Origin of the sequence: Lyngbya sp. PCC 8106, assembly GCF_000169095.1 — a bacterium.
GTDB lineage: Bacteria > Cyanobacteriota > Cyanobacteriia > Cyanobacteriales > Microcoleaceae > Capilliphycus.
This window is the reverse complement of the sequence record NZ_AAVU01000064.1, coordinates 14115-28989: the sequence shown is the minus strand read 5'-3', so window position 1 is coordinate 28989 and position 14875 is coordinate 14115. Positions and strand designations below refer to the sequence as shown.

General features: G+C 42.7%; 14 protein-coding genes. 11 read left to right on the top strand and 3 right to left on the bottom strand.

The genetic code is table 11. The annotated features are described in order from the left end of the window. Positions 1–25 precede the first annotated feature (25 nt). Together L8106_RS27030 and L8106_RS27025 are read left to right on the top strand one after the other, a co-directional pair. A complete protein-coding gene (locus L8106_RS27030; RefSeq protein ID WP_369749714.1) occupies positions 26–1417 on the top strand; it encodes a nicotinate phosphoribosyltransferase in 1392 nt (463 codons plus the stop codon). 92 nt (positions 1418–1509) lie between these two features. Further along, positions 1510–2508 (top strand): hypothetical protein, encoded by a 999-nt coding sequence (locus tag L8106_RS27025; protein ID WP_009787731.1) that lies wholly within the window; start codon positions 1510–1512, stop codon positions 2506–2508. A 78-nt stretch (positions 2509–2586) separates the two neighbouring features. Here L8106_RS27025 and L8106_RS27020 read toward each other — a convergent pair whose 3' ends face one another. Further along, a complete protein-coding gene (locus L8106_RS27020; protein ID WP_009787730.1) occupies positions 2587–3423 on the bottom strand; it encodes an RNA-guided endonuclease TnpB family protein in 837 nt (278 codons plus the stop codon). 9 nt (positions 3424–3432) lie between these two features. Then, the gene (locus tag L8106_RS33990) at positions 3433–3645 is read right to left on the bottom strand and encodes a hypothetical protein (RefSeq protein WP_232228585.1); all 213 of its coding nucleotides are present in this window, start codon (positions 3643–3645) and stop codon (positions 3433–3435) included. 355 nt (positions 3646–4000) lie between these two features. Between L8106_RS33990 and tnpA the strand changes: the two genes are divergently transcribed. The 7 genes from tnpA to L8106_RS26985 all read left to right on the top strand — a co-directional run bounded on the left by tnpA (position 4001) and on the right by L8106_RS26985 (position 11667). After that, positions 4001–4378 (top strand): IS200/IS605 family transposase, encoded by a 378-nt coding sequence (tnpA, locus tag L8106_RS27015; RefSeq protein ID WP_039897381.1) that lies wholly within the window; start codon positions 4001–4003, stop codon positions 4376–4378. 204 nt (positions 4379–4582) lie between these two features. After that, positions 4583–6544: a serine/threonine-protein kinase gene (locus tag L8106_RS30070; RefSeq protein ID WP_009787727.1), complete on the top strand. Its 1962-nt coding sequence runs from the start codon at positions 4583–4585 to the stop codon at positions 6542–6544. Between the two features lie 225 nt (positions 6545–6769). Continuing rightward, positions 6770–7099, top strand: a complete 330-nt coding sequence (locus L8106_RS27005) for a DUF6825 family protein (protein WP_009787725.1) — start codon at positions 6770–6772, stop codon at positions 7097–7099. A gap of 75 nt (positions 7100–7174) precedes the next feature. Beyond that, positions 7175–8941: an AarF/ABC1/UbiB kinase family protein gene (locus tag L8106_RS27000; RefSeq protein ID WP_039897389.1), complete on the top strand. Its 1767-nt coding sequence runs from the start codon at positions 7175–7177 to the stop codon at positions 8939–8941. 255 nt (positions 8942–9196) lie between these two features. Next, the gene (locus tag L8106_RS26995) at positions 9197–9946 is read left to right on the top strand and encodes a PP2C family serine/threonine-protein phosphatase (protein ID WP_009787723.1); all 750 of its coding nucleotides are present in this window, start codon (positions 9197–9199) and stop codon (positions 9944–9946) included. Between the two features lie 13 nt (positions 9947–9959). Then, entirely contained in the window at positions 9960–11120 is a 1161-nt protein-coding gene (locus tag L8106_RS26990) for an anhydro-N-acetylmuramic acid kinase (protein ID WP_009787722.1), read from the top strand. Between the two features lie 94 nt (positions 11121–11214). Continuing rightward, a complete protein-coding gene (locus L8106_RS26985; protein ID WP_009787721.1) occupies positions 11215–11667 on the top strand; it encodes a hypothetical protein in 453 nt (150 codons plus the stop codon). Between the two features lie 609 nt (positions 11668–12276). On the opposite strand, the gene L8106_RS26980 is transcribed toward L8106_RS26985, so the two are convergent. Next, positions 12277–12474, bottom strand: a complete 198-nt coding sequence (locus L8106_RS26980) for an NblA/ycf18 family protein (protein WP_009787720.1) — start codon at positions 12472–12474, stop codon at positions 12277–12279. Between the two features lie 464 nt (positions 12475–12938). Here L8106_RS26980 and L8106_RS26975 point away from each other — a divergent pair, with 464 nt between their 5' ends. Then, positions 12939–14150, top strand: coding sequence for an RNA-guided endonuclease TnpB family protein (locus tag L8106_RS26975; protein WP_009787719.1), 1212 nt, complete (start codon positions 12939–12941; stop codon positions 14148–14150). A gap of 74 nt (positions 14151–14224) precedes the next feature. Beyond that, positions 14225–14872 carry a PAP/fibrillin family protein gene (locus L8106_RS26970; RefSeq protein WP_009787718.1) on the top strand — a complete coding sequence of 216 codons (648 nt, stop codon included), beginning with the start codon at positions 14225–14227 and terminating at the stop codon, positions 14870–14872. Positions 14873–14875: the final 3 nt, after the last annotated feature.

Here is a 14875-nt window from a genome sequence, read left to right as displayed (position 1 = left end):
CAAGCCCGAACGTTTGTCCTCAATTCTGCAAGAGGCGATCAACGAAGACCAACAACTCACCCTCACCCCCGAGGACAATAACCTGTTAACCGACCTGTACGAGTTGACAATGGCCGCTTGTTATGCAGGAGAAGGAGTTGATCAACAATGGGCGAGTTTTGAACTGTTCACCCGCAGACTCCCCGACAAATACGGCTATTTAATTGCGATGGGACTTGCCCAAGCCTTAGACTATTTAGAGAAATTTCATTTCACTACCCGTCAAATTGAAGCATTGCGATCGCTAAAAATCTTTGCAAACGCCCCTCAAGCCTTTTGGTCACTCTTAGAAAATGCCAAATTCACGGGAAACGTTTGGGCTGTCCCCGAAGGAACCGCTATTTTCCCCAATGAACCCCTGTTGCGTGTAGAAGCCCCGTTGTGGCAAGCACAAATTGTAGAAACCTTTCTCCTCAACACCCTCAACTATCAGACCTTAATTGCAACTCGTGCGGCACGTCTGCGGGATGTGGCAGGCTCAAAAGTCAAATTATTAGAATTTGGCACCCGACGAGCATTTAGTCCTCAAGCCTCAGTATGGGCGGCTAGAGCGGCTTTGGCTGCGGGACTAGACTCAACCTCTAACGTGTTGGCGGCTTTAAAATTGGGACGCGAACCTGTGGGAACAATGGCGCATTCGTTAGTGATGGCGGTGGGTGCTTTAGAAGGTGGAGAAGATGAAGCATTTGCGGCGTTTTTTCGGCATTTTCCGGGTTCGACACTGTTAATTGATACTTATGATACTGTAGAAGCGGCACGTCGGTTAGCAGAGAAAATTAACCAGGGTAAAATGGATGTAAAAGGAGTACGATTAGATTCGGGAGATTTAGCTTCATTGTCTAAACAAGTGCGATCGCTTTTACCGGGTGTTTCTATTTTTGCCAGTGGAGATATTGATGAATATGAAATTGCTCGACTGAAAACTGAAAATGCAGAAATTGATGGGTATGGAATGGGGACGAAACTGGTAAGCGGTTCTCCGGTGAATGGAGTTTATAAGTTGGTAGAAATTGATGATCATTCCGTGATGAAAAAAGCCAGTGGTAAGGCGACTTATCCGGGGAGAAAGCAAATTCTTCGCATCTTTAAGCAAGGTCAAATAACGGAAGACTATTTAATTTTAGCCGATGAAAAAAGACCCGAGGTTGAGTCAGGAAATGGTCAATCTATTTCTCAGGTTGAATTAATGCAGCTGATGGTTAAAGCGGGTGAACGAATAGTTTCTCCTGAACCGTTGGAGACAATTGCTCAACGAACTGCGGCTTCTGTGGCGAGTCTTTCTCCTGAAGTTCGACGTTTAGATGATCCGATTTCTTTTGAGGTGAATGTTTCAGAGGCGTTAGCAGAATTGACAGAACGTGTTCGCGATCAAATTTGAGTATTTATGGCTGTTTGAAAAATTGAAATTGAATGATAAAGTGGAGGTGCTGTTTTCAGATGCCTCCCTATTCTAATTTTTGAAAAGATTATATGAGTTTCCCTTCTGTTCTCAATATTGCTCTGGGTTTATTTTTTGTTTATTTGCTGTTGAGTTTATTGGTTTCTGATCTCCAAGAACTTTTGTCAACCTTATTTTGGGATAGTCGAGCTAAAAGTTTATATCGTTCGATCCATTCTATTGTAGGTGAAAAGATGGCGGAGTCTTTATATGAGCATCCTTTAGTTAAGTCTTTGAAAGATTATAAAACCGAACAAGGGAAAAACTTTGTTGGGCCATCTTATATTCCTAAGAATATTTTTGCATTTGCTTTAATAGATAGTCTTCTAGAAAAATCTTCTATTGATTCTATAATTGTTGATTTAGAGTCAGAACAGTTTATTGAAGCCCTAGAATCCGATCAAATTCAATCAATACTTTGTAGAGATCAAATTAAACTATTTAAAGTTTTAGCCGTACAAGCCAATCTCAAACAAGACGAGCTAGGGAGTTATCTAGCCGCCTTAGAAGCCGAAATCATGAACTGGTTTTCTCAGGCTATGGATAGGGCTTCTGGAGTGTATAAACGTCAGGTAAAATGGAAGACATTACTCTTTGGTTTTCTATTTGCGGTTATTTTAAATGCCGATACTTTGAATATTGCCAGTCGCCTCTACAAAGAACCTTTTTTACAATATCAATTATCTCAAGAAGTTAATCAATTTTATGAGATTCAAACATCTCTGTATTCTGATGAACCTGTCGAACCTTCACAATATTCTTCTGATCTCACTCAAGATTTAACCCAATTTATCATTAATTTTTCATCCTTACCTCTAGGATGGACTCAGGAGAATATAAACGAACAATTTAATTTAAAACCAGAAATCAGTACAAATGCAGGAGGAGTTCGAGGATCACAAATTAGTTTTGTAATTGCTCAAGCCATACTCGGATGGATACTCACGGCGATCGCAATTTCAATGGGAGCATCTTTTTGGTTTGATCTGCTCAAAAAAATAATTAATGTGCGAAATACAGGTAGTCAGTAAACTTCCCTGTCCCCTGTCCCTTATCCTCTGTCACCTAAGAGTGCCTTTGAGTTCTCCAGGCTTTAAAAAACCTGGATTCTAAGCGGAATTGTTACACAGATTAAAATCTTCTTCACAATGTTGCTTACGATACAATCTAGAAAGACTGTCTAGATTATATCGATGCGGGAGACTCAAAACTCCCCTAACAACCTTGGCTAAAAGCTGTGTTGGTACTTTTGCTTTACGGATTATATTGGCACTGCCATTGCAATCAGCGTTGATTAATTGTCCCTGATAATCTTTGAACAAGCCTCTTTTAATTCGCTTTCCTGACGATTTCCACCCTAACTCCTTCGGAGTGGCTTCGCCTACGGGTTTTTCACCAAATGCAGGTAAGATATCACTATCTAAAAAGCTGGCTTTTGAGGTGTAAGATTCTTCAGTCTCAACAAAATCTATCCCGTGTTGTTCACAGAGTTGAGAAATGCGGGATTTTAATTTAGCGGTAGGAACCTGTACAAAAGATTGGTTATTTTTCTTGCCAATATTGATACTGTCTTTGTTTCGTTGATTCCATCCAAATACAATGGTTGAGACTCTATTCTTAAGACACCAGTTAATAATAAACCTTGCGGCTTTGTTAACGTTGTCGCGCATTTGGCGGTTGCGTTTTTCGGTAATAGCCGCTAGATTTTCATCCCAGTACCCTTGTTCTCTCCCTGTCTTTAGTTTTGCAACTTGCTTGTTATACCATTGATTTTGAGACTTAACCTTTTTACCATCAATGATGAATGATTTACCCGTTGTACTAACACAGGTTAACCAGTTATTTAATCCCGGATCAATTCCAAGTATGTGACCAGATTGTTCAGCTTGTTTTACTTTCGGTTGTCCATAAACAAACTCTAAATAAAAACTGTTATTACGAGGCACAAATCTAAATTATTTGATTTCATTAAAATTCAAATTGCTTGGCATTGCCAAGGTAAAGCTATCTAATCCAAACCACGCTTTTACCTGCTTCCCCAAAGAGAACTTTAGCTGACCATCAGCTAGTTTCACCCATCGTTTAGGATGGCTTACAACTGCCAAGCCGCCTTTCTTTCTGTACTTGGGGAACCTGGGTTTATTGGCTAACTCACCTTGCTTGTACATTTTAATCAGCCTAGAGATAAGAGTTGAATGATTCAACCACGCCATGCAATGTCTGTTGAGCGCAAGCTGATCGTAAGGCTTTGAAATGCGGGTTGCTTTTTAACATTCTGTCAAGGTCATATTTTGACAAAAAGTGATTGGCTTTGAAAAACATTTGACGACACAAATAAATTCCGCAATTGGTTAGCTTGTTTGACTCTGAGCAGATATATTCAAGTATAGCCAAAACATCTGGGGTGGAATCAATCAAGTGTTGTTGACATCCGTACATTTTTATCACCTCCCGTAGATATACTAGCACTAATAAACCACTTTGAAATACAGTTAATGAAACGTAACTAGGCGTGAATACCGCATAAACCCACACTCGGTAACACTACTTAACTACCATTTTGTCTTTTGTCCAAAGAGAAGAAAGAAAGTTCTGGTGGATGAGGTGGCGATGAGGCTTCAAGACATAATATTTGAACTTTGCTCGGAAAATAATTGGAGATTAATAGCTCTAGAAGTCATACCTGATCATGTGCATCTATTCTTAGAGGTTGACCCAATTTTTGCTCCTTCAACGATAATTAAGAGAATAAAGGGAAGGGCATCACATCACTTGAGAAAGGAGTATCCACATCTGCTCAAATTACCGACTCTTTGGACTCCTAGTTATTTCTGTGCGACCACTGGAAATGCTTCTACTGAAACTATTAAAAAGTATATTGAGAACCAGAGAGGAAAGTAACAGCAGGTTAAAACCTGCCGTGTCATTATTCATCCAGTCGTTAAAACAACTGGCTAACTTCTTCCCGCGTCATTTTAGGTTTTCAGATCGGGTTGCACTAGAATTCTCGCAACTGATGTAGACTATGTACGGCGACCTCACAACTCACAGGACTCAAACAAAATCGAGACGGTAGTATAAGGGGGAAAGTTGGCATTCAAGCAAATGAGTTCAAAAGCTGAAACCATCCTGAATAATGGCCAATACAAAATTGAGCGTGTATTGGGTCGGGGAGAGTATGGAATCACCTATGGCGCAGTCGATATTCGTCGCCAGCAAATGGTGGCGATTAAAACGGTTAACCCAAATTTACGCCATCATACAGAGTTTGCTCAGTTTCAGTATCATTTCAAGGCTGTCGCTCGATGTCTAAGCCAATGTCAGCATCCAAACCTAGTGAAAGTTTTGGAAGTGTTTGAAGATCGAGGCTTACCTTTTATGGTGATGAACTATATTTCAGGTCAGCCTTTGATCGACTCGCTGGGGTTGGGTTCACAACTCTCTGTGACTCAAGCGGTTCGATTTATTCGTCAAATTGCGGTTGCATTGAGCGAGATTCATCAACAAGGAATCATTCACTGTAACCTCACTCCTGAAGTCATTGTGCGAGCCGAACAAACCGAGCAGTTGATTTTAACCGATTTTGGAATCGCCAGTCGGTTAACAGATGCAATGACTCAACCCTATCTCGGAAGCCGTAGCCTATCGGGAGGATATGCAGCTTTAGAACAATATTTACCTCACGAAAAGTTAACGACAGCCACCGACATCTATAGTTTGGCTGCAATCTTATATTGGTTATTAACAGGTACGCCACCTTTAGAAGCACCGTTATGTTTGTCTGGGGTGACAGAAACGTTGTTGAGTCCGTCTAAACCGAGTTTGAGACAACTGCGACCGGATCTGAGTCCGACCTTAGAACGAGTGATTTTGTGGGGATTGGAGTTAGAACAGCAACATCGACCCCAAAGCCTAGAGCAATGGTTAGCTTTTCTCCCCGAATTAGAAGATTATTCTGTCGTTGAATCTGGGGTGACTGAAGATGAATCAGATCAGGTCACAACCTCATCTGTGGGTTCTCACGCTGGAGATCATCATCGAGAAACATCATCAGAGTCATACTCGTCTGGTGATCAGACCGACAATAAACAATTCACCCCTCTGTTTAGATTCTCCTCAATTCCGGGGTTTGTTCCGTTTGTGTTTATGATTACCGCAATGTTCTCCGGTTGTGTCGGATTTTATTTGACGCGAGTTTATGGTGGAGTTCAGCCACAGACCACCGTTTTACAACCCGAAAAATCTTTTGATCAGCAATTCCCCGACTATGACCCCTCAAAGCCAGTATTTCAAGAGCCATCTGTTAAGAGTCAATTGGTTACAGACTCAATCACAGGTGAGAGTGAGCGAGATTTTGACTACCGAGACTCAGATATATTGAACGGAAAAGAATCGACACGACAGATGGCTTCAGAGGAAGCGTGGACGGAAGATTATACAAGCGACTGGACAGTCGAATCCGAGGATTATCAGACCGTCGAATCTCAACCGAGTTCTATTGACGGTTATTACTCAGAGTCGCAGACCTCAACAACCGATTCCTATTCGTCCGATTCTTCGAGCTATTCTTCTGAGTATTCTCGTGATCAAAGCTATCCGAGTTCTTACTCCTCCAACTCCTCAGAATATTCAACACCGAATTATCCCCAGAGTTCCTACTCAACTTCGACTCCGGTGAGAACGACCTCTAATGATTATCCCAGTCCAGCGACTTTAGACTCACCCCGTTATTCTTCAGAGGAATATCCTCGCCGTGAGATCGACTCTACAACTTCTCCGTCGTCGGTAGAGTCGAATGAATATTATTCTCCGAGTTATCCCGCTTCGTCTGAGCTTTATAATTCAGTAGAGACCGACTCCAACTTCCCGAACGATCTCCCGATGTCTTCCGAACAGCCAGAGGAGAGTCCGGCTATTCCTTCAAGTTCCTATTCTGACCCATACTTAGAAACGGAGATGGAATATAAGGTTCCTGATGAAACTCTCTCAATCCCGAAATTTGAGACTCAATCTGAACTTCCTCGCTCAGAGTCAGAAATAGAATTTACGTCTGGGGGTTCAACATAAAATTAAGTTTTTATGAGCAATCGCCAGCACGAAGACAGAGGGATTGGGTTGGTGGTCAATCAACAAACTCAATCAATCAGTGATCCGGTTTGAAGACTTGTCTTGTCTCGTTTGTAGTCAACTTTGATCCTGATCAAAAGTTCACTCGATCAGTCTGAGTTTATTGTCTCCCTTTCCGGGAGTCAGCACGTTATAATTTGTTACGGAAGTTAGTAAAACTTTTTTATGAGTAAGCCAACGGTTAACGCTTTTTTTGTAGGCCGAGCAGTTGCAGAAGGCCTTTACGAACAATTAGAAAACCTTTTTACCAATGCTTTGAGTGAATTGGGCAAATTTGATGCAGAGCAACGAGAAAATCTGCGACAATTTACAGAACAAGTCTTAGAACGAGCCGATCAAGAAGCTCAAATGACCAATCAGGGAACAACTTCTTCCTATGGAAGTAGCCGAGCCAATTCCCAATCGATTGATTTGCAAGCTACGATCGATGAACTACGAGCAGAAATCGCCGAACTGCGATCAGAGCTGCAACGTTATCGTAATCGTAATCAGTAAGTCGATCACAGACTCCACTGATTAAAATGACTTATAAAACACGAAAATTACCGGAAACAAAACTTGGAAACTCGAGTGTCTGTCCCTATTGATAACTCGACTTACCCCAAGCGGCACGCCGAGCGTGTTGCTGCGTCTTCCGTCGGAGCGACGAATCGGAAGTTACATGGAGGTAAAGCCTATCGTTGGAATCGCAAAAACTACTCTCGTCAACGGCGTTTTGTTGACATCTGGACGTTTGTTCTGACTTGGTTAACTTGGTTATGGCTCGATCAACAGCAATGGAGCTATTGGGGAGGTTACTCCGATGACAAGAAAAATGCTCGACGCCGCGCTCAAGCAAGCTGGGTTCGAGAAACTTTCTTAGAGTTGGGGCCAACCTTTATTAAGCTTGGACAGCTCTTTTCAACCCGGGCGGATTTATTTCCCGTCGAATACGTTGAAGAACTCTCAAAGCTACAAGATAGAGTTCCTGCGTTCAGTTATGAACAATCTCAGGAAATTATCGAGCATGATTTTGGGAAAACCGTTGACCAGCTTTTTCGCAGCTTTGACCCCATTCCCCTAGCCGCCGCTAGTTTGGGTCAAGTTCACAAGGCGCAACTGCGTTCGGGTACTGAGATTGTGGTGAAAGTCCAGCGACCCGGACTCAAAAAGCTGTTTGAGATCGATTTAGCGATTCTAAAAGGCATTGCTCGCTACTTCCAAAATCATCCGAAATGGGGTAGAGGTCGAGATTGGTTAGGTATTTATGATGAATGTTGTCGCATTTTGTGGCTCGAAATTGATTATCTCAATGAAGGTCGCAATGCCGATACCTTTCGGCGCAATTTTCGCTCCTGTGATTGGGTGCGGGTGCCGCGAGTTCATTGGCAATATTCATCCCCCCGTGTATTGACTTTAGAATATGTTCCTGGAATTAAAATCAGCAATTATGAAGCACTAGAAGCCTCGGGATTGGATCGCCGTAAGTTAGCAAATATGGGAGCTGAAGCCTATTTACTCCAGCTTCTCAACGATGGATTTTTTCATGCGGATCCTCATCCGGGTAATATTGCCGTCAGTCCAGAAGGAAAGCTAATTTTTTATGACTTCGGGATGATGGGACAAATTACCTCGAATCTGCGGGAAAAGCTGATGCAGACTTTGTTTGGTATTGCTCAAAAAGATGCAGATCGGGTCGTTAAGTCTTTGATTGATCTCGGAGCTTTAACGCCAACAGGGGATATGGGTGCCGTGCGGCGTTCAATTCAGTATATGCTGGATCACTTCATGGATAAACCCTTTGAAGAACAGTCTGTGGCGGCGATCAGTGATGACCTCTACGAGATCGCCTATGATCAGCCCTTTCGGTTTCCGGCGACGTTTACCTTTGTGATGCGAGCCTTCTCGACACTCGAAGGGGTGGGTAAAGGCTTAGATCCAGATTTTAATTTTATGGAGGTCGCACAACCGTTTGCGATGCAACTTATGTCAGAAACAAATCTTTCCGAGACAACCAATAGTCTTTTTAATGAGTTTGGACGTCAAGCGGCTCAAGTCAGTTCAACGGCTTTAGGTTTACCTCGACGCATTGAAGACACGCTTGATCGACTTGATCAAGGGGATCTTCGGATGCGAGTGCGGGCCACAGAAACTGATCGGATTTTGCGCCGGGTCAGCAATGTTCAGATGGGCACCAATTATGCTCTGCTCACGGGTGCATTTACGATATCGGCAACGCTGTTATTCATTAGTGATAAGGTTTGGTTGGCTGGAGTTGTGGTTTTCCTAGCTTTTATAATGGGAATTGCGTTCTTCCGCCTATTAAGACGGATTGATCGCTTTGACCGAATGATGTAAAAGCGGCAAACAGAGAATGTGTAAACTCTCCATACAGTTGACTTTTGCCAAGTGTAATCTAAAACTAAACATCTGGGTGACAAATGGTATCATAATAAACACAATTGATGCCTCGTCTGCGGTAGAAACAAGGAGTTTCCTTTGGGTTGCCTAACCGCTAAGGGGTAATTGAGTGAGAAGTCTGCATCTGTATTATCCTGAATTTAGGTTAAGATTAATACTTCTAGGGAGCTGAAGCAGTTAAACTATTCGTTTATGAAACTCGATTTTGCGGGTCTGACGGATACAGGAAATGTTCGTGCCGTTAACCAGGATGCCTTTTATATCGATCCTCAGGGACGGTTCTTTATCGTGGCTGATGGCATGGGAGGACACGCCGGAGGGCAGGAAGCGAGTCAGATCGCTGCTCAAACCATTAGAGACTATCTCAATACTCATTGGGATAATCCAGATGTTTGTGCTTTGTTGAAAGAAGCTTTTCTGGCAGCAAATGAGGAAATTGTCCGCGATCAGCACTCTCATCCTGATCGATCAGATATGGGAACAACCGCAGTTGTGGCTTTGTTTCGAGAGGCAGGTCAGACTTGGTGTGCTAATGTTGGGGATTCTCGGGTCTATCAACTGCATCAACAAGAACTTAAACAAATTACAGAAGATCAAACTTGGGTCGCTCAAGCGGTCAAGCGTCAAGTGCTGACGAATGATGAAGCTCGGATTCATCCTTGGCGTCATGTCTTATCTCAGTGTCTGGGACGAGAAGATTTATCATTTGTTGAGATCGAACCGATTGAGGTTGAAGTTGGCGATCGCTTACTGTTGTGTAGTGACGGACTCACCGAAGAACTCGATGATGAGGTGATTACAAACCAACTCAAATTGGCTCAAAGCTGTGAACAGATCGCCAATATTTTAGTCAAGGAAGCCAAACAACTCGAAGGAAAAGATAACATTACTGTGATTGTCATTTCGGTTGAACCGAGTTTATCGGATCATAACAATTCGTGATTGAGAAGGGATAATGGTTCGTGTCATTGGTCTGATTAGTGGTACCTCTGTCGATGGAATTGATGCCGCTTTTGTAGAAATCAACAGTTCCTCAACTTCGATGCAGATACAACTGATCGCCGCCCAAACTTATCCCTATTCACCAGAATTGCGGAGTCAAATTCTCCGTCTGTGTGGCGGTGAGTCGATCTCTATGGCGGAACTGGCTCAACTCGATGATGCGATCGCGATAGAATTTGCTCAAGCTGCACTAGCCATTCAAGATGGATTTGAACTCGGGGCGACGTTAATTGGTTCTCACGGTCAGACGGTTTATCATCGTCCTCAAAAAGAAAATCAGTTAGGGTATAGTCTTCAGTTGGGTCGAGGGGCCGTCATTGCCCAACGGACAAATCTGACCACAGTGAGTAATTTTAGAGTTGCAGATATTGCTGTTGGAGGTCAAGGAGCGCCCCTGGTTTCTCGGGTTGATGCTGTTATTTTGAGTCATCCCACCTACAGGCGTTGCGTGCAGAATATTGGTGGTATTGGGAATGTCACTTATCTACCGCCTGACGGACTCAATTCTTCAGATCCAATTATCGGTTGGGATACCGGGCCTGGAAACAGTTTATTAGATTTAGCGATACAATCTTTTTCTCACGGTACCAAGACCTATGATCAAGATGGGGCTTGGGCAACCCAAGGAACACCTTGTATGAGCTTAGTCGAGCAATGGCTCAAACAAGACTTTTTTCAGCAACCTCCTCCGAAGTCTACCGGACGAGAACTTTTTGGTCAAGATTATCTGCAACAGTGTTTAACAGCAGCTCAACCCTACAATTTAAGTGAGGCTGATTTGTTAGCCACTTTAACGGAACTCACAACTGCATCGATAGAACAGAGTTATCGCCAGTTTTTACCTCAAATGCCCGATCAAGTTTTACTCTGTGGTGGCGGGAGTCATAATCTTTTTCTCAAACAGAGTTTACAACGGCGATTAAATCCGATCTCTGTGATAACGACTTCTGAGGTGGGAATGGATGCCAATTTTAAAGAAGCAATTGCATTTGCGGTGTTAGCCTATTGGCGTTCTCAAGGAACAGTGGGTAATTTACCCGAAGTCACGGGCGCTAAAACTGCCGTTATATTAGGGGAAATTCATACAGCCTGGGGAACCCACGTGGTACGATAGAGGCGCAAGGATAGGTCAGTATCAAGTAGAAGCTTGGTGTGTCTTCCTTTCGTTTAACTGGCTAGAAACCTCGCGTGCAGTAGAGGATATCATTGTGGATCACACATTTCTCATCCAACCGGGTCAGTGGATGGTGGAAGGAAGTTGGATAGACCGAAATCAACTTCCTATCACTGTTAAAGGAAAAACTCTTGTGGCTTGGAATCAAATGGAATGGTTCAGTATGGTGACAAAGCTGATTTTTCCCGATAGCGATCGCGATGATATTATCCTACAGTATCGGGGACGACTTGATACGAATGAACGCCAATATACCTTTGTTTTACAACACAGTGAGTTGGGAAATATTGAGGGTGAAGGATTAATTGGCCCGGAGTCGATAGTGCAGCGTTATTGGGTATTAGGAGATGAAAGCCAGCGACGTAGCGGTTTTGAGACTTTACGCCAGATAGACTCTGATCGATATTACTACTCTAGTGGTATTATGGCGGGTCATCATCTGAATCTGGTGAGTGTGATGGAAACGGTTTTGGAGCGTAAACCCTGATCACTCAAGCTAACTTTACAGATTCGTGGAGTGGTGAAGTCTTAAAAGTTAGGTGAAATGATTCAATGATCAAGACTTGACCGAAAAAATTGGGATACAAGCCCCGTCCTTTAGGACGGCTTTATGTTAAACTTTCTTTTGTGGAAAGGGTAATCAACCACACTAAAAACCCAGTCGCCGAAAGGCAGCGCACCTTGACGCACTGAAGTTATGGGGTTCCGCACAGGAAAGCTTGTGCGCTTATTAGCGCGCAACGCAACAAGTACAGAGAAACCAAGATTTTAGGTTTTGAACTGTAGGGTAGGGCATACCCAAACAGGTTTCTGAAATGGAGCAAAACGCTTGAGGAGAATCCATCTCTGGTATAGATAGGTCGCCCTGTCTGTATTAAGTGGACTCGCTGAACCAAGAATCCCCGCCGTAAACGGCGCGGGAGTGTCAAAAATACACTCAGAAAAAATATTAATTTCAATGTAAAATCACTTCAGTCTTCAGGACTGGTCAACCTGATTGGAAATCATATGCCAGTTGATACCCCAGTACCCCAACTTGTTTCTACTGTGAGAAAAAAGTAAGAGATAGAGGTTGCTCAACGGCAAACGTCAAACTCTACTCTTGGTCAGAGCCAGGTTCTAGTCCCCATTGATACTTGAGAAATTGCTGATACATATTCTCTCGTACCATCATTTGTTCGTAAAGGCTAACCAAAAATTCTTGAGCCTGTTCTCGACTCATTTGATTAACCTGCATTTTGAACGAAGACAAATTGAACTGTTGTTCGATAGAAAGTTCACTGGGTTGGTTCATCTTGGTTCTCCATAATGAAACTTAGAGGCTGTTACTCCTGATGGAGTCGGGTGGATTTTGTCGTTTAATCACAGTTGAGACCAGAGGGACGATAGTCCAAATCGGATATCGTTGATCCTATTATTACAAAAGGTAACAAGAGTTTGACAAAATGACCACTTTTTATAAAAAAATTATCTACCACTAACATAGCAAATACTATTGGCGATGTTGTAACAGAGAATACCTGCTTTACCGGATATCCTATCCCCCCAGACAGTCCTACCGCGTTGAGGGGAGTGGCAAACCTCTATGCGGGAGGTAGGGAGACAGGGAACAGGGAACAGTGGTGGTTTTAACGACTGACTTCTGACCAAGGAAAGCGGGTACAAGCCCCGTCGTTCACGACGGTTAACTCAAGTCGATGCACACAAACCGAGCTACGGGTGATATATTGTTGATATACGCCAAATAATCTAGCGTCAATGATTGTTTACGAATTCAAGGCAAAAGGGAAGCCATATCAATATAAGGCAATCGATGAAGCTATCCGAACAGCTAAGTTTGTGCGGAATTCATGCTTGCGGTATTGGATGGACAATCGTGACTTAGGAAGAAAAGAGTTGTATCGATACAACACCGAACTCCGAGCTATGTATCCTTTTGTCAAGGATTTAAACTCCCACGCTTGTCAGGCATCTGTAGAAAGGTGTTGGTCGGCTATTGCTAGGTTTTTTGAGAACTGTAAAAAATCCTCACTCGCCCTTCTTAATAAAGGGGAAATCAAAGGGGGGATAGGATATCCTAAGTTCAAAAAGTATTCTCGCTCTGTCGAATATAAGACATCAGGCTGGAGGCTTCTAGATCCTAAGCAGATCGAGTTCACTGATAAAAAGGGGATTGGAAAACTCAAGCTTGTCGGAACTTGGGATTTGGCATTCTATCCTGTTGAACAGATTAAACGGGTCAGACTGGTTAGAAGGGCGGATGGTTATTATGTTCAATTTTGCATCCAAGTTGATGTGAAGATAGAAACAAAACCAACAGGGAAAACAATTGGGTTAGATGTGGGCTTGAAAGAGTTCTACACTGATAGCAATAACAATACTGAACCCAATCCCCGTTTCTACATAAAAAGTGAGAAACGATTAAAGTTTTATCAACGACGTGTTTCTCGCAAGAAAAAAGGCAGTGCCAACCGATTAAAAGCCATTAAACGACTAGGCAAAGTACACCTTAAAATAAGTAGGCAACGTGAAGAACACGCAAAGAGAGTTGCGCGTTGCGTAATCCAATCTAACGATTTGGTCGCTTACGAAGATTTAAGGATTAAAAACTTAGTAAAAAACCATTGTCTTGCCAAGTCGATTAATGATGCGGGTTGGTATCAATTTAGAAAATGGTTGGAGTATTTTGGGAATAAATTTGGTCGGGCTACAGTAGCTGTCAATCCTGCTTATACTTCTCAAAATTGCTCAAGTTGTGGAACAATAGTTAAAAAATCTCTATCAACTCGAACTCACGTTTGTCGATGTGGATGTGAGCTAGATAGAGATCACAATGCAGCAATTAATATTCTAAATTCTGCTTTAAGTACGGTAGGGCATACCGGAACTTGGATCTTAGATCCGAACGCTTCTGGAGATTCAACCTCTACTGTGATAGGAGGAATCCTGTCTCAGCAAGTCGAGTCGTAGAACGAAGAATCCCCGTTGTTTACGACCGGGAGTGTCAATGATCTTAAGAACAATCATTTATGATGGAGATCCTCATGCAAAAACTGATTACACCTCAAGAGTTAAAACAAAAATTAATAGCCACCCTCCAGTCCGTTTCTTCTCAATACCAAGGCGTTGATGGTGCGCCAATGACCAATCAAAAAATTAAACCTAATCTCGTCCAAGAAATTGAAGCAATTGTTGTTCAGTTAGAAGCAATTAACCCTAACTATCGTCCTTTATTGTTTAACCCCCAACTCCTCGATGGGGCTTGGCAACTTCTCTATTCAACTGCACGAGAAATTCGCAATCTCTCTGCACTACCACTCGGTTTAAAGGTGGGAAAAATTTATCAAGTGATTGATGTCGCTACTCAGTCTTTTTGTAATCAAGCATTTGTTCAACATTCGTTGGGGTTAATTGAGGGGGAAGTCAAAGTCACCGCTCGTTTTGAAGTTGTTGTTGATGAAAAAAACTTACCCGATAGCCGTATTAATGTTTATTTTCAAAATCGTTATCTTGGTGTTTCTAGGATTGTCGGTGTCAACACGCCAACGTTAAATCCTGCTCGTATTGTACCGGCTCGTAGTCCGGTTGGACGAATTCCGAGTCTAGACATCACTTATCTTGATGAAACCTTACGCATTGGTCGAGGAGGTGAGGGGAGTCTGTTTGTTTTACTCAAAAGTAATCTTGATTAAAAT